At 29.7% G+C, this 16757-nt stretch carries 16 protein-coding genes; 14 read left to right on the top strand and 2 right to left on the bottom strand.

Features of this window, described 5'->3' with window-relative positions; translation table 11 throughout:
* Nucleotides 1–147 precede the first annotated feature (147 nt).
* The 11 genes from ACVC3Y_RS10415 to ACVC3Y_RS10365 all read left to right on the top strand — a co-directional run bounded on the left by ACVC3Y_RS10415 (nt 148) and on the right by ACVC3Y_RS10365 (nt 11545).
* Nucleotides 148–1899 carry a helix-turn-helix domain-containing protein gene (locus ACVC3Y_RS10415; RefSeq protein WP_452226847.1) on the top strand — a complete coding sequence of 584 codons (1752 nt, stop codon included), beginning with the start codon at nt 148–150 and terminating at the stop codon, nt 1897–1899.
* 471 nt (nt 1900–2370) lie between these two features.
* Complete coding sequence (locus tag ACVC3Y_RS10410) at nt 2371–3627, top strand: serine hydrolase domain-containing protein (protein WP_452226846.1); 1257 nt, start codon at nt 2371–2373, stop codon at nt 3625–3627.
* Between the two features lie 88 nt (nt 3628–3715).
* Nucleotides 3716–4360: a hypothetical protein gene (locus tag ACVC3Y_RS10405; protein ID WP_303423277.1), complete on the top strand. Its 645-nt coding sequence runs from the start codon at nt 3716–3718 to the stop codon at nt 4358–4360.
* A 58-nt stretch (nt 4361–4418) separates the two neighbouring features.
* Nucleotides 4419–5021 (top strand): hypothetical protein, encoded by a 603-nt coding sequence (locus tag ACVC3Y_RS10400; protein ID WP_452226845.1) that lies wholly within the window; start codon nt 4419–4421, stop codon nt 5019–5021.
* 19 nt (nt 5022–5040) lie between these two features.
* Nucleotides 5041–5913 carry an SDR family oxidoreductase gene (locus ACVC3Y_RS10395; protein WP_452226844.1) on the top strand — a complete coding sequence of 291 codons (873 nt, stop codon included), beginning with the start codon at nt 5041–5043 and terminating at the stop codon, nt 5911–5913.
* A 29-nt stretch (nt 5914–5942) separates the two neighbouring features.
* Nucleotides 5943–7055: a serine hydrolase domain-containing protein gene (locus tag ACVC3Y_RS10390; protein WP_452226843.1), complete on the top strand. Its 1113-nt coding sequence runs from the start codon at nt 5943–5945 to the stop codon at nt 7053–7055.
* Between the two features lies 1 nt (nt 7056).
* Nucleotides 7057–8307: a S41 family peptidase gene (locus ACVC3Y_RS10385; protein WP_452226842.1), complete on the top strand. Its 1251-nt coding sequence runs from the start codon at nt 7057–7059 to the stop codon at nt 8305–8307.
* A gap of 405 nt (nt 8308–8712) precedes the next feature.
* The gene (locus tag ACVC3Y_RS10380) at nt 8713–9204 is read left to right on the top strand and encodes an RNA polymerase sigma factor (protein ID WP_303423267.1); all 492 of its coding nucleotides are present in this window, start codon (nt 8713–8715) and stop codon (nt 9202–9204) included.
* Nucleotides 9188–9844 (top strand): hypothetical protein, encoded by a 657-nt coding sequence (locus ACVC3Y_RS10375; RefSeq protein ID WP_452226841.1) that lies wholly within the window; start codon nt 9188–9190, stop codon nt 9842–9844. The genes ACVC3Y_RS10380 and ACVC3Y_RS10375 overlap by 17 nt, the downstream gene beginning before the upstream one ends.
* A 103-nt stretch (nt 9845–9947) precedes the next feature.
* The gene (locus ACVC3Y_RS10370; RefSeq protein ID WP_452226840.1) at nt 9948–10400 is read left to right on the top strand and encodes a hypothetical protein; all 453 of its coding nucleotides are present in this window, start codon (nt 9948–9950) and stop codon (nt 10398–10400) included.
* Nucleotides 10401–10687: 287 nt separating this feature from the next.
* Entirely contained in the window at nt 10688–11545 is an 858-nt protein-coding gene (locus ACVC3Y_RS10365; RefSeq protein WP_452226839.1) for an alpha/beta fold hydrolase, read from the top strand.
* A gap of 110 nt (nt 11546–11655) precedes the next feature.
* On the opposite strand, the gene ACVC3Y_RS10360 is transcribed toward ACVC3Y_RS10365, so the two are convergent.
* Both ACVC3Y_RS10360 and ACVC3Y_RS10355 read right to left on the bottom strand, forming a co-directional pair.
* Nucleotides 11656–12354 carry a LytR/AlgR family response regulator transcription factor gene (locus ACVC3Y_RS10360; RefSeq protein ID WP_303423259.1) on the bottom strand — a complete coding sequence of 233 codons (699 nt, stop codon included), beginning with the start codon at nt 12352–12354 and terminating at the stop codon, nt 11656–11658.
* A complete protein-coding gene (locus ACVC3Y_RS10355; RefSeq protein ID WP_452226838.1) occupies nt 12351–13178 on the bottom strand; it encodes a sensor histidine kinase in 828 nt (275 codons plus the stop codon). The genes ACVC3Y_RS10360 and ACVC3Y_RS10355 overlap by 4 nt, the downstream gene beginning before the upstream one ends.
* 222 nt (nt 13179–13400) lie before the next feature.
* On the opposite strand from ACVC3Y_RS10355, the gene ACVC3Y_RS10350 reads away from it, so the two are divergent.
* The 3 genes from ACVC3Y_RS10350 to ACVC3Y_RS10340 all read left to right on the top strand — a co-directional run bounded on the left by ACVC3Y_RS10350 (nt 13401) and on the right by ACVC3Y_RS10340 (nt 16750).
* Complete coding sequence (locus ACVC3Y_RS10350; RefSeq protein WP_452226837.1) at nt 13401–14573, top strand: metallophosphoesterase; 1173 nt, start codon at nt 13401–13403, stop codon at nt 14571–14573.
* Between the two features lie 11 nt (nt 14574–14584).
* Entirely contained in the window at nt 14585–15274 is a 690-nt protein-coding gene (locus tag ACVC3Y_RS10345; protein ID WP_452226836.1) for a CPBP family intramembrane glutamic endopeptidase, read from the top strand.
* 915 nt (nt 15275–16189) lie between these two features.
* Nucleotides 16190–16750 (top strand): hypothetical protein, encoded by a 561-nt coding sequence (locus tag ACVC3Y_RS10340; RefSeq protein WP_452226835.1) that lies wholly within the window; start codon nt 16190–16192, stop codon nt 16748–16750.
* The last annotated feature ends 7 nt before the right edge of the window (nt 16751–16757 follow it).

Raw genomic sequence — 16757 nt, 5'->3', positions numbered from 1 at the left:
AGACTGTTCGTGTGTAATTGTTTGTTATATAGTTACTTAATAAAATTTTCTTTAGCTTTTTTATGTTTTCATTCTTTTATACATTTGCTTTAATAAAATAATACTTTGATTAACCAAAAATCCATAGCAGTATTACCTTTTGTCAATATGAGTAATAATATTGATAATGATTATTTCTGTGATGGTATTACCGAAGAAATAATTAATGCATTAACTACTGTAAATGGACTAAAAGTTATAGCAAGAACCTCTTCATTTGCATTTAAAAATAAAAATATTGATGTTCGACATATTGGTAATCAATTAGGAGTGGCAACAGTCTTAGAAGGCAGTATACGAGTTTTTCAAAAAAGAATTAGAATTACTGCGCAATTAATTAATACTATAGATGGCGGACATTTTTGGTCTAGTAATTTTGACAGAGAACTTTCTGATATTTTTGAGCTTCAAGATGAAATTAGTCTTTTAATTGCAGATAAAATAAGAGAGAATTTTGGGCATTTTGAAGTTAATGAGCAATTAGTAGAACACCCAAATATATCCACACATGCGTATCAAAATTTTTTGAAAGCAAAAAAATTAACAAGCCAATTTAATAAACATGCAATTTTAAAAGGAATTTCTATTTTAAAAGGAATTATAGAAAAATTTCCTAATTTTGCTTTAGCGCATGTATACATACATTATGCGTATAATAGTATGGCAGCTGGTGGATTGATGCCCGTAAAAGATGCATTTAATATAGGTGAAGTTTACCTTAAAAAATCTCACGAATTAAATGTAAATCTGCCAGAAGTACATCATTCTTTTGGTTGGAATGCTTTAAATAAAAATTGGGATTTTAAAACCGCAAACTTACATTTACAAAAAGCATTAAAATTAAAACCAGGATATTCAGATGCGCATCAAAAACTTTTTATTACTTTAATTTTAGAAGGTAATTTTACGGATGCAAATTACCACATAAACAAAGCATATAGTTTGGACCCATTAAATGATTTAAACAATTATTTTATGGCTTATAATGCCTATGTAAATAAAGACTTTCAAGGTGTTAACATCTATTTTAATCGTTGTTTTGAAATAAATAATCGATTTATTGTTGGTTATGGTATTTACGCACTTGCTCTAGCCTTACAAAATAAACCTCAAGAAATAATTAACGTAGCGAATCGTTTGCCAGAAATTGAAGGCGCTAAAGTAGAGCGTTTAATAATGACTACTATTGCATTTTGTTTACAAGATAAAAAGGAAAAACAAAAAGCTAATATTAAAGCTTTATTACTCTTGTTGGAATCTGATAGTCGTGAAAGAGTACGATTTTTTTTAATTTACATTTATACATTAATTGGTAAGTACGATGCAGCGCTAGATATGATGGAAATTGGGATTATGCATAAAGAGCCGTTAATGACACTACTAAAAGTAGATCCTTTATTATTACCATTACACAAATTGGATAGGTATAATTCATATTTACAAACTATTTTTGCACTTTCTAACGAGCAATTAGTAAAAGAAGAAGTTATTGTTAAACAACTCTTTTCTAAAACGCAAGAAAAACAATGTAAAGCATTGTTATTGAAGATAATGGAAGAGGATCAATTGTTTTTAAACTCAGATTTATCGTTGCGTATAATGGCTCAAAAATTAAATATTAATGCTAATCAAATGTCTTGGTTACTTAACTTTAGTTTTAAAAAAAACTTCAACGATTTTATTAATCAATATCGTCTTAACCATTTTAAAAGGATTGCTCTAGATCCAAAATTTAAACACATTACTATTTTAGGATTAGCTTATGATAGTGGTTTTAATTCCAAGAGTGTTTTTAATACTTTTTTTAAAAAAACAGAAGGAGTTACACCTAGTCACTGGGTTAAATCTAAAGGAAACTAACTGTTTATTAATAATTTATTTTCTTCGTCTTATTTCTTACTGAATTATATCTCAGAATGATTTACGTACTCATTATTTCTAAGTTTGAAATAATTTATAGATAAATGTGATGCTTTTCACATAAAACGATTAATAGAATAACAAGCTAATTCATAGTATAGAAAAAAAAGAAAAAAACATATTCTGAAGACTATTGAATATTTTCAAAAAAAGATCTAAATAAGGACATCAAAACTTTTCGTTTTAAGTGTAAAGCCCAAACCATTTCCCCTTAAATGCAAGCTGTATTGCTATGTAAATAAAACAGTTAAGAACATGATTCCGAACGTCCTGAATTATAATCTAGGACGATTAGAAACTAGTAATACCTCAAATTTGCACTGTAAATATGTTATAAATCAATAAAACATTGAATTTAATATAATGCTACAAAACTTATTAATCAACTAAAACAATCAAAAAAAAGCAATTATGAAAACAATAAATCACGTATCAATTATAATAATAGGATTAATTATCACTTTTATTACTTCATGTACTAATGACGATGATACTGTTCAAGATCTAACACCAACTGGTATTGAAACTTCTGAGCAGTTAACAACATATTTAGAAAATTTAACAACTACTAGTGATGTTCCTGGGTTTTCAGTAAATGTAAATATAGGTAATAGTGTAGCCTTTAATCAATCTTTTGGTTATGCCAATCTAGCCAATCAAATTCCTTATACCAATCAAACCGTAAATAACTTGGCATCAGTAAGTAAAACTTTTGTTGCTGCTGCTGCTGCTAAAGCGATAGAACAAGGTCTTTTTACATTAGAAACGCATATAAATGATCTTCTACCAATAACCATTAATAACCCAAAACAACCAACTGGAAAGATTAAAATTAAGCATCTCGTAACGCATACATCTGGTATTGTAGATGTTCCCGAAACATATATAGCAACAAATTATTATATCCGCCTTGGAGAAGATACAACAACTAATATTGGGAACATTCTAGTAAATAATCTAGGTATGCAACAAATGGAACAAGTCGATTTAGATGATTATTTATTAGAAATCTTTGATGCAGATGGCGATTTATATAATCTAGATAATTATTTAGATGCTATGCCAGGTGAAGTTTGGGCCTACTCAAATGATGCTACTTCATTGTTAGGTTATATTATTGAATATGTATCCGGGGAATCTTTTGATGATTATGTGGCAAATAACATCCTCAATCCATTACAAATGACGAATACAACTTTTGATATTGAAGCTGTTGATTTTCAAACTATGGCAACTCTATATTATAACACCAACTCACCATTTCCAAGATATGGAAACCATGGCTATGTGGAAGGTGGCTTATATAGTACTAGTGATGATATGAGTAACTATTTATTAGATATGATGAAAGGAGCTAGAGGAGAAGGTTCTATTTTATTTTCTCAAGAATATTATGATTTGCTATTTCATGAGCAATTAGAAACTGGCTTAGTACCTTCCGATTTTGCTGAAAACCATGGCTTATTTTGGTATATGAAAAATGGAAGCCTAGTACACGGTGGTAATAGTTTAGGTGTTTCCACGCATATACAATTAAAAAAAGATGGTTCTTCAGGTTACTTTATTATCTCTAATATGGATGGTACGTTTACTGGCAACGAATCCAAATGGGAAGAAGTAAAAGCACTTATTTCTAGTGCTATTGAACAATATATTTCAAATAATTAATAGCGATAAGTTGGTGTTAATACCATTCAACAATTAGCATCAACTTTTTTAATGTATTAAATCTCAATCAATAAAATAACAGCAAAAAATGAAAAAATGTATATTAATTATTTTATGCTTTTGTACCATAAATATTTTCGCACAAAGTAAAAATGAACTATCAAAAGCAGATCATAGCGATTATAATTACAACTTTAGCTTCCCTGCTATAATTCTAGGGAATATTGGTAAAGGAGGAAAAAGAACAAATACGAAACACATTGAATTTCATGTAAAGCGAAAATTAGATGCTAAAAATAGTATTGGTGTAAAATTTGCTACCTGGAGGTTATTTCAACCTATGGGAATACAATGGTGGGATGGATTAAAAGACAAAATAGATTCTAAAAGTGAATTTTATCCCGGATATGTAAGAGAAACTGGAATAGGAATTACGTATCAGCGAATGCTTTGGAAAGGGTTATTTGCTACAGTCGAAGTTTTACCACAATACAAAACGTATCTAGACGAAAACAATACAAAAATTGCAAATGGATTTAAGCTCTACACATCGTACCATGTTGGGTATCACATTGCTTTTGGTAAAAAAAAGCGATTCTTTATAGAACCTCAATTTCATTTTCAAAATTGGATGATAGACACCAATACACCAGCAGAATTTAAACGAATAGATAATCAGTGGAAAACCTATTTTCTCTTGGAACCTAACATTTATATAGGATTTACTTTTTAAGTAAAACACAATAACTAGTACAGCATCAAATTATAAAACAATCAAAAAATAAATAATTATGAGATCAATCAAAAAACAAGTGCTATTAAAAAGAATAGCTCTTACCTTATTATTCATGTCCAATATGGCATTTGCTCAAAACAATTCCAATAATGAAACGCTATTCCAACGCAGTGGTTTTATTTTTGAATTTGCGCTCGGAGGAGGCATTATAAGTATAGAAGATAGTGAAGGTTTGCAAACTTTCGATAAAGCACAAGGAGCCATAAGCTTCCCTGAATTTAAATTTGGATATATGCTAAATGATAAATTAGCCATTACTGCCTCTATGCCAGGAATGATATACGAATTTCAAGACAACGACAGACACTTTGGTGCGCTTATTCCATCAGTACAATATTGGGTGAAAGACCGTTGGTGGATTCATGGGGGGATTGGATTAGCCATAGACGCACCAGCGCTTTACGATATAGAAGACAATGTTAATGATGACTGGAATTTTGGATGTGCAGTAATGGCTAGTTCGGGTTACGAAATTTATAAAAAGAAAAATTTCGCACTGAATATGCAATCCAAATTAGTACTAGGTCGTGCCTTTTTAGAAAATGATGTAGAAAGAGACGCTGTCACCTTCAATGTAGGGCTAGGATTTAGTTGGTAATAATTTTTAATGTAAAAAAATGAATAGTTCTAATTCACATACCGTTTTACTTGCAGGAGCTACTGGCTACTTAGGTGGTTATATAGCAAAGTCGCTATCGCAAGAGCAAGTGACAACTAAATTAGTGGCAAGATCTCCTCATAAGCTAAAAGCACTAGAAAATAAAACCGTTCAAATAATCAATGCTGAAGTTACAAAACCAAATACATTACATGGTGTTTGTAAAGGTGTAACCACAGTAATTTCAGCAGTAGGTATTACACGACAAAAAGATGGTTTAACCTATATGGATGTTGATTATCAAGCGAACTTGAACTTATTAAATGAAGCAAAAAGGGCAGGTGTAAAAAAGTTTATTTATGTTTCAGCAATTAATGGAAATAAATACAGGCACCTTAAAATTTTTGAAGCTAAAGAAAAATTTGTAGATGCGTTAAAAAATTCAGGACTAGACTTTACTGTAATACGTCCAAATGGTTTCTTTTCCGATATGAAAGATTTTTTAGACATGGCTAAAAATGGAAAAGTGTATCTTTTTGGAAATGGAGAACAGAAATTTAATCCCATTCATGGGGAGGATTTAGCAACCATATGTTTGCAAGCAATACATACCAATAGTAATGAAATTAGTGTTGGTGGCCCAGATATTTTCACATTAAATGAAATCGCAGAGTTGGCCTCAGATGCATTACTAAAGCCTATAAAAATAATTCATTTACCAGATTGGATAAGGCGATTTATAATTTGGACTTTACGCACATTTACATCGCCTAAAACCTATGGACCCATTGAGTTCTTTTTAACCCTAATGGCAGAAGATAATATTGCGCCACGTTTTGGTACAAAACGATTATACTACTTCTTTAGAGAGAATATAGAAAATGATGTTTAAAAAATATAGAACAAAATAAATAGAGAATAATGAGAACACTTGTAATAATAAGCTTAATCTTTTTATCAAATATGGTTTTTGCACAAACGGATTCCATTAATGAAAGCATTAAAAATCGAATCAACCATCACTCCAAAAATCCTGTACATAGTATTTTATTATATATAGAAAATGAAAGCAAAGGGTTTAAATATAATGAGGGTTTTGGATTAGAAACGGATAACGGAAAACCGGTAACAAAGAATAGTTCCTTTAAAATTGCAAGTAGTACGAAACTCTTTGTGTCAACAATTATCCTTCAACTGGAAGAAGAGGGGAAACTCAGTATAAATGACAAAGTGTTTCCTTATTTAAAGGATATAGAATACCTTAATTTTAAAAACTTTCATAATCTAAAGGGTATAAAATATGCACAAGACATTACAATCGAACACTTATTATCGCATAGGTCTGGTTTAGCAGATCTTTTTACCGATAAAGAAGAGGCTTTTTTTGAAATGATAATGCAAAACCCAAATAAGCAATATACACCAAAATCTATTGTAGCATTATACAATCAATTTAACCTAAATCAAGAACCACATTTTACACCTAATACAGGTTGGCATTATTCAGATATTAATTATGTTTTGTTAGGGTTAATTATTGAAAAATTAGATAAAACGAAACTAGCACAATCCATAAGAAATCGAATATTAGAACCAATGGAGATGAAGAACACCTTTTTTGAATTTTATGAAGAGCCAAAAACACAGTCTAGACAAATCAATCAATATATTGAAAACACAAATTTTTCTAAACGTAATACTTCATTCGATTGGGCTGGAGGTGGGCTCGTATCTACAAATACAGATTTAGCAATATTTATAAAATCACTATTTAATTACGAGTTGATAAATAAAGAATCTTTAGCAAAGATGATCGATGTTAAATTCACAAAAAAGAATGAAAACCGTTACGGATTAGGTGTTTATGAGTTTCATTTGAATGACAACGTATATTATGGCCATTTTGGCTTCTATAACACATTTGTTGGATATTGCCCTACAACAAAAACAACGCTTTCATATAGTATTAGTCAAACTAATCCAGGTTTTAACTCCTATGCATTTTTAAGTCAAATACTAAAATTAGCAAACTAAAATGAAAAATAATTGGATATCAATATTGTGTATATTTCTTTTTGGATTCATTTGTAATGCGCAAAACAACAATAAATGGAAAGCGGATATCGATTTTTATCATAAAACATTAGAAGAAAAACATATAAATTTATACCATACTATTTCAAAAAAGGAATTCGAAACAGAAATTGAAAACTTAAAGAACAACTTACCGCTTTTAACAGATTTTCAAATTATTACCGCGCTCATGCGAATAACGCAAAAAGTTGGTGGTGGTAAAGGAGATGGGCATACTTCTGTGCCATTATGGAATAAAAACCTTACTAAATATCCTATCACTCTTTCTAATTTTAATGGCAATCTTAGAGTAGTGAATATTGCTAAATCGCACGAACAATTTCTAGGGAATAGATTGCAAAGCATTAATAATATTCCTGTAGAATACATTTATAAAAAAGTTTCCAAACTAACCCCATTTACTGAAAATCAATATTCTTTAAAAGATAGAACGTGTAGCTACATTCTTATTTCTGAAATATTAAATGCATTAAACATTACAACAGATACAGCACAAACAAAATTTACATTTATAGATGCAAAAGGAGTAAGCAAATCCACTATATTGAAAGCATATACATCTGAAGCATTAGATAGTATCCATTATGAAAAAATAAAATACACGCATCCAAGTATCACGCAACCAAAAGATTCAAAATTTAAAAACCTTTGGTTTTCTTCATTCAATAACACAAAAACCGTTTATATTAAGTGTAAAGCATATCCTTCGGAGGAGGAAATGAATAATTTTTCAAAGAAAGTGTACCAATTTATTCAAGAAAATAAGTCGGAACATCTAATTATAGATTTACGAGATAATTATGGTGGCGATTTTTTTAAAGGCTTGCTTCTATCTAGCTATTTAAATGCTTGTGAATCCATTAATTGGGAGTCCAATGTATATGTGCTAATTAATAGAAAAACATATTCGGCAGCGATGGTAAATGCCATACAATTTAAACAATTATTAAATGCTAAATTAGTAGGTGAGCCAACTGGAGCTAACCCAAATGGATATCAGGATATGGGACAATTTAATCTTCCAAATTCCAAGTTGCTAATCACATATTCTAAACGCTTATTTCGACTTCAAGATACCAAAAGTAATGGAGTACAACCAGATATATACATTACTCCTAAATGGGAAAACTATAAAAATGGAATGGATGAAATTTTAAATTGGGTAGTAAAAGATATTTCTAATTTAAATTAGTTCTTTAAAATTATACAATAATATAACAAGACGCTAGAACTCCTCTTAACAATATTAAAGTAGTGAATATACAACGATAGGAGAGAAGCGTAAATCGAAAAATAAATCCCTACTTCTTCCAACAATAGAGTTACTGGAGTAAAGTATGTGGAATGAAATCGTTTAATCTACATAAAAAGCTGGGTAATTTTTAAAATTTAGGCGATACCTTTAGGGGCTTCATTTACAAAATGAAAGCCTTTTAAAACAGGCAGAAGAAGTGTTCTTAGAAGTTACTAGTGCAGTGAAATATGTCCATCCAATTGTAATATGGTACCACCTAGAAATTTTTCAAAAAAATATAACTATTTTTATAAAAGTGTAATAAATAGTAAAACGAGCCACTAACCAATAAAAACAGCACTATTGAGTAGCGATTTTTATAAAACATCCATTTTGCCATTCGCAGGAATAATCATCAAGTTATGTCGCGCGTATACCAACTCGCAACAAGATTTTGAAGATTATTATCAAGAAGTATGCTTGCAAATCTGGAGAAGTAAAGACAACTTCCGGGAAGAATCACAATGGAGTACTTGGGTGTATCGCATTTCATTAAACGTGTGTTTAACTTTATTAAAGAAAAAGAAAAATAACGTACAACATTTTGTGTCAGATTCTATAACCGTTGAAGAAACGGAAGACAATTACGCGTTTTCAGACGAATCTTTAAATCTTTTATACGATGCCATTCGAAAACTATCGGAAATAGATAGAGCCATTATCATGCTGTATTTAGAAGAAAAATCGCAAAAGGAAATTGCCGAAATCATAGGAACAAACCCAAATAATATTGGTGTACGTGTGAAAAGAATAAAAGTGAGACTTAAAAAAATATTAGATGGAAAGATCAATTGAAACTATATGGAAACAAGGGTTTCTGAAAAGTAATGCATTAGTAGCACCAAAAATAAATGACCTTTACAACCAAAAATCCATTCATATCATTGCTAAGTTTAAACGCATGTTTAAAATAAATTTGATTGCTATTGTAGCCTTCTCATTTATCTTTTTAGTAATCTCGTTCTTTATAGGCATACCAATTACTGGTATTATCTTTTTTGTGACACTTTCAGTACTTGTTGTGATTAATAAGAGGTTATTAAATGATTTAGAAAAAATAGATTTGGGAGCCAGTAGTTATCAATATTTAAAGGCATTTAATCAATGGAAAAATAAACAGATAACTGTCAATATAAAAATATCAAGAGTTTTCTATCCTATTATATTTCTATCTATGATTTTAGGCTTTTGGTTTAAAGATGCAGAAGGTGTTCCTTTAGGTGAAAGACTTGTCGATGAAATTCTTCTTGGATTTCCAGACACCTATTTATTATTTGGAATACCAGTAATAGGAATCAGTATCGTAGTACTAATTTTAGGGCTACTAGCATTTTTTGGAGATCGGATTTATAAATGGGATTTAAACATGGTTTACGGACGAGTATTCAAAAAACTAGAAGAATTAATGAAAGATATTGAAAGTTTAAGAAGCTAAAAGCCTTTATGTATAGAGTTTTTCACAATATTTAAAAAAAAAAGCAGATGTCACATGTAATATTTTTTGTCTTTAGCCACTAACCAAGAAAACAATAGAAATTATGACACTACAAGAAGCACAAAACGCTTTTGAAAATTTAAAAACAGAAGCAACTACGAAGTCGGAAATGAAAGTATATGAAAAGTTCCTTCATATTCTAAAAGCATTGAAAGATAGAACACTCGCGGAAAACGAAATGCATGCTATAGAAACAGAACTTGCGAATTTAAATATAAAATCAAATCCTAAGAACAGGAAAAGGTTTTTCAACAAAGCACTATCTAAATTTGAAAAGTATTTAAAGGAAAATTTTTCCTTAATAACCAAAGGCTATTACACTAATTTAAGTGTAAGTTTCGGATTATTATTTGGTGTAGTAGGTGGCGTTCTTTTAGGTCAGCATTTCGAAAAGTCGTTAGGGATTTCCTTCGGAATTTGTATGGGATTATTCATTGGCGCATTCATTGGTCGTCGAAAGGATGCTCAAGCACAAGCAGCAGGAAATATCCTGTAATTTACTGCAACAGCAATTCATAAAATTAAAGTATTTTTTTAAAAAAAATCCATGCCGAATAAATTTCGGACAACCAAAAAAACTGTCAAAAATGAGAACCATAATAGGAATTATCATTGCAATCGTTGTATGCCTAATAAGCGCATATGGTCCTTATATTTCATGCGATTGGAGTTTCTGAAATAAGGTTGTCTACAACCTTTAAAATAATCTCTAATTGAGTGCTTAGTGTAACAAAATAACAAGGCCTATAGGCTTTACGAAATCCATCAAAAAAAGAACAGCAAATGTTTTTCAAATCACAACAAGGAAAAGAGGAAATTTTAACTCTCTACAATCAAAAATTAAAAGAACTCCATATTTCATACACTGAAAAGCTAATAGAAACCGCTTTCGGTAATACAAATGTCATTGTTACTGGAGATATCAAGCTTCCACCTTTAGTACTCATTCATGGTACTGGTGGTTGCGCGCCTCAATTCTTAGAGTCCTTTCCAAACCTTTCTTTAAAGTATTGTGTGTATGCAATAGATGTGCTTGCGCAACCTAATAAAAGTGCAGAAAACAGACCAGACATGAAGTCCATGGCATATGGCAAATGGCTTACAGAAGTCATTATAAAGTTAGGTCTAGAGCAAGTCACGCTAGTTGGTTTTTCGTTTGGTGGCTTCATTAGTCTAAAAATGCTAGAGTTTAGTGAAACCTTAATTAAAGAAATTTTCTTAATTGCACCAGTATATATCGTTAATGGAAATCCTCTTAAAGGTCTTTTTAAAATGTTCATGCCGTTAAAAAAGTTCATAAGAACCAATAATCAAGATTATATTAAAAAAGTATTGGATGTCCTTTTTACGGAGTACGATGATTTTGCATTAACATTTATGTCTGCTACTTTTCAGAATTGCAACATGGACTTTTCGCCTTTACCAACTATACCTAAACAAAGTGCTCAAAACATAAAAACATCCATTACCATTTTTGCAGCCGAAAAAGACATCATGTTTCCAGGTAAGAAATTGCTAAAAAGAGCTAATGCTATATTTCCAAACATCAAGGAAACAGTATTACTGCATGAGTCTAAGCATGTGCCAAATCAACAAGATTTCAAGGCGATTGAAAGTTACATTCTAAAAAGCATCCAATAGACCAATGATGTTCTAGCTTGGCGTTGATGCAGAGCACAATTTACGGGTAACTGGAGCTTTGGTATTTGCAGATGTAGTAGGGAAGTGGGGTTATTGGTTACTAACCTAGTTTATTTTAAAAGCTGATTGATATTTACTTTATAAAGCTTTCCTATGGGTACCATGTGCTCTTGAATAAAAATTCTATTTCCTTCAATTCTTTGAATGTGTTTTTTTGAAACTGCAAATGATTTATGAACTTGAATAACATCATGATCTGAAAGTAGTTGTATGGTATCTGTTATTTTTTCTCGGATAATTATAACGTCTTTAGTAGTAAAAACTTTGGTGTAATTCCCAGAAGCTTCTATAAACAAAATAGTATCTAGATCTACTTGAATATGACTATTGTTTTGTTTCAAAAAAATATATTTTTCCTCCGGTTTTAAGCTTCCTTTAGCTTCCTTTTTTACTATTGTATTAGAAGATGTGACTTTATTTAAAGCACTTAAAAAACGTTCAAAACTAAAAGGCTTCAATAAATAATCCACAACATTTAATTCATATCCTTCTATAGCAAACTCACTATATGCAGTAGTTACAATTACTTTAGGTGGAGACGATAGTGTCTTTAAAAAATCAAAACCTTTTAGTTTGGGCATGTTTAAATCTAAAAAAATCAGATCTACATCATGTTTATTTAAATAGTCAATAGCTTCAATAGCATCATAGCAATTTGCTTTAAATTCTAAATTTGGCAGCATATCACAATATCCTTTTATAATGTCGTGAGCAATATGCTCGTCATCTATTATTAAATATTTAATCATAGTGTTATATTCAATTTTGCATTATAAATATTATTTGCTTTAGAGATCGTTAACGTATGCTTTTTGGGATATACTAACTCTAATCTTCGTTTTAGATTATTTAAACCTATTCCTGATTCATGATTTTCTTCACTAGCTTCAAAATTATTTTCTATTTCAAAATTAACGATATTGTTATGGACTTCTAAATGTATTCGAACAAAAGCATGTTCTCTTAAATTTTCAACACCATGTTTAAATGCATTTTCTAAAAGAATAATAAAAAGAAGTGGGTGGATTTCATAATTACTATCCTTCATTTCAATATGGAATTGTATATCAATTGCCTTATGATAACGCATTTTATGAAGTTCTATATAGTTTTCTAAATAGGTTACTTCTTCAGAAAGTAGAACAGTATCTTTTTCGCCATCATAGATACTGTAACGCATCATATCTGATAGTTTTAAAATAAGTTTTTGTGCTTTTTTAGAATCTTTACCTACTAAACCATAAAGGTTATTAAGCATATTAAAAAAGAAATGTGGATTCACCTGACTTTTTAAATGCATCAATTCTGTTTTTGATTTTTCATTCTTTAATCGAATAATGGATTTGATGTTCCTTATAATCCAATAAATAACACATCCAATTATTACTCCAATGAGTAACGTATAATATGCAATCAAGGTATATCCCAGAATTGGGTTGAAATCTAATGAAATTGCTACAGAGCTTCCTTCTGCAGTAAAGACTTTATAGCTTACATATAATAGTGGGATTAGTATAGATATCACACCAATTATAACTAGAGCATTTTTATTTTTTTCTATCCTATATATCATACAGCAAAGTTAGGAGAATCTATTAAATAACTAAGTAATAGGGATAAACGTCCTCTTTTTTAATACATAAAGCCCTCTAAGAGTGATAAAGTACTTTAATATATTTTGAAATGTTTTATATCCCTCATCGGCCAGTGTCTATCCCAAATGTTTTTGCCATGGAGGGTTTGCACATATTTTTGCTCCAATCAAAAAACGAACATCATCATAAAATTAATCAAAATGAAAAAAAGAATCTTACGTTATTTAAAACACATTTTAGGAACCATAATTGTTCTATTAATAATTGGAGTTATTACTTTAGTTTCATTAAACGGAAGTTTCGAATATGGAACCAATCCATTAAATATCCATTTAGAAAATGAAGGACCTTATGTTTTTTATGAAACAGACAGCACTCTACATGTTAATTACATTAAAGGAAATAAAACAGATGGATTTTATCTCGACCAAAAGGAATTTGCCATAAATCAAGAAATCCCTTCCAGCTGTTATTTTCCTTTAGATGGTTCCACCTTCAATTTTACCTTAAATTCTAATTTTGAAATCCCTAATGCTACATTTTCTGACGAGGAACCTATTCTTGCTGTTTCCGATATGGAGAGTGGTTATAAGGCATTTAGAGACTTTCTTATGAGCAATAAAGTAATTGACACCAATTTAAATTGGACATTTGGTAAAGGACATCTTGTATTGGTTGGTGACTTTATGGACAGAGGATTCTCTACCACTCAAGTACTTTGGTTTATTTATAAACTAGAGCAAGACGCTAAAAAACAAGGAGGACATGTCCATTTTATTATTGGAAATCATGAACTCTACAATTTACAAGGGAAATTTAAATCTGCTGCTTATAAATATAATGGCGTAGCGTCAATTTTAGAAAAACAGCAACATAACCTATACGATGATAACGCATTTTTAGGAAAATGGATGACATCTAAAAATACTTTAGAATTAATTAATGGGCATCTTTTTGCTCATGGAGGCATACATCCAGATTTTGCAAATTATGATATTAGTATAGACGAGGTCAATCGTATTAATAGAAACAACTATCGCAAAGCTTTTTTTCCTAAACCAGAAGAAACCGTTGAACAACTAATCACCTCTAGTAAAAAAGGAATATGTTGGTATAGAGGTTATTTTAAAGATGATCTATCACAAGAAGATGTTGAAAAGGGAATTAACCAATTTAATGCTAAAGCAGTTGTGGTTGGTCATACATTGCAATGGAACGTCACCAAATTATACAACGGAAAAGTATTTGCTATCGATGTTAAACACCCAAAAGATTATAATAAAAATTGGCCTTTTAAAAAATCGGAAGGCCTGCTAATAAAAAATGGAGAATACTATCAGGTATTCGCAAATGGAGAAAAAAAACAATTATAAAAATATAAAAAATGAAAACGAAATTATTTAATTATTTAGCAAAGCCTTATGCTGTAGTAATTGTCATGCTACTTGCAACATTTTTATCTTTAGTCGATAGAAACTTGGGGTACTTTTTTGGATTAGGTATTACACTATTTATTATTTGGCAAAAGAAATGGGATTGGTCATTTGCAGGAATTGGGCAAAAATTAAATATGAAGACCATAATAAATAGTGTTTGGATATCAGTTATATTCTTTTTTGCTACTGGTTTAATCGATACGATTATTCAATATTATTTAGGAGCCCATAATTTAAGTTCATTAGATGATATTCGAGGTAACTTTGGTAGCTATTTAGGAATGATGGCTATGATGTGGGTTTTTGCAGCGTTTGGTGAAGAACTTCTTTTTCATGGGTATTATATGAAACAATTTGCAAAACTCTTTGGAGATACTAACAAGGCATGGATACTATCTGGAGTATTAATTGCGATTTATTTTGGAATTTCTCATGGGTACCAAGGATTGTCAGGAATAATAGGAGTAGGGATTGGTAGCTTATTTTTTGCTGCATTATATTATAAAAACAAAACGAACTTATTACTATTAGTTTTAATACATGGTATTTATGATTCTATTTGGATTACTTTAATTTATTTGAATAAAGACAGTTTAGTAAATGAATGGTTTCAACAGTTGCTATTTTTAAATGGGTAGTACTAATGAAAAAAACAATATAATTTTCTATTCGCTTTGCTAGGGAACTTATAACAGACTTGTTTGAGAAAATTGAAACCTTAGAATTGTAAGAGTAAATACAAGAGTTTGCTTTAAACAAAGTATTAATTAAAACAGGTAATTTAATATGAAATGCTCAGTTTGCTTTAATGAAATAAAAGAAAAATATTGCTCCAATTGTGGTCAATATTTTAAAGAGAATAGAGTTACTAGTTTTACCATTTTTTGGGGTTTGTTTGATAGTTTTTTTTCAATAGAAAAATCTTTTTTTATGAATATGAAAATAAGATTAAGTCAACCCAAAACAATAGTCACAAACTACTGGAATGGGTTTAGGAAATATTATTTTAGTCCTTTTCAATTCTTTACTATTGCATCTTTATTTCTTATAATAAATCATTTTTTCACCAATGATTTTTTGGGACTAACGGTTAATAGTAATGTTTCTTCTCATTTTGCAGTTTTATTATTGAATATAATCTTGCTCACTATGTTTAGTTTTTTACTATACATAAAGTTTAAGAAAAACATTTTTGAGCATTTAATATTAAATATTTATAATGTAAGTTTATGGACCATTATATTTGTTCCTATATCAATAATATTGAGTTTAGTAACAAACTATAATAGTATTGCAGAATTTTTTTTAATACCATTTCATTTGCTAATTATGATTTGGAATTCAAGAACATTTGAGTTAAATAAATCAATTCGTTTTCTTTTTGTTACAATTAATTTAACTTTGTTTTACGGTGTTATATTTTTTCTTAAATATTATGTCGTAGACCTATAATCATAAAATTTGATTAAAGCAGAATATATTATTAGAACAATCTAAACATGTTCAAAATAATAGAGATATTAAACGAATAGTAAATCTTATAGTCGGAAGCTTTGAATAAAATTATTGAGAAACACCTATCTGGAAAGAAAGTTTTAGTGCTTTTCATTCTAACCAATCTAGTCTATACTTTTATGCTAATGGTTACAATTCCTAATACAATGGTGTTTTCGAATGGAATGAAGTTATTAGATATGATGCCAACTGGATATGATTTCGATTATGTAAACAAATTGTTCCGTGCTCTTGGAAACAATGGACGTGAAACATATCTAACCAGTCAAATACCTGTAGACATGCTGTATCCATTACTCTTTGGGGTTTCTTACTGTTTAGTAATGGCATATTTTCTTAAGAAATTAAACAAACTTAATACATCATTAATTTATCTATGCCTTTTACCCATTATAGCAGGAATTGCAGATTATTTAGAAAATATCGGGTTTATAATAATGTTGAACAATTATCCTGATTTTACACAAACTACAGTTAAGATAACCAGTATTTTTTCCGTTACAAAAAGTATTTCTACTAGTGTGTTTTTTATTACTTTGTTTATAATCTTAATACTAGTTGGTATTAAATTTTTTAAGAAATCAATTAATAGGGTTTAAGATCAAA

It is taken from the genome of Lacinutrix cladophorae, from assembly GCF_053604645.1.
Note: the sequence above shows the minus strand (reverse complement) of the source record. Positions and strands in the feature narration are given on the sequence as shown.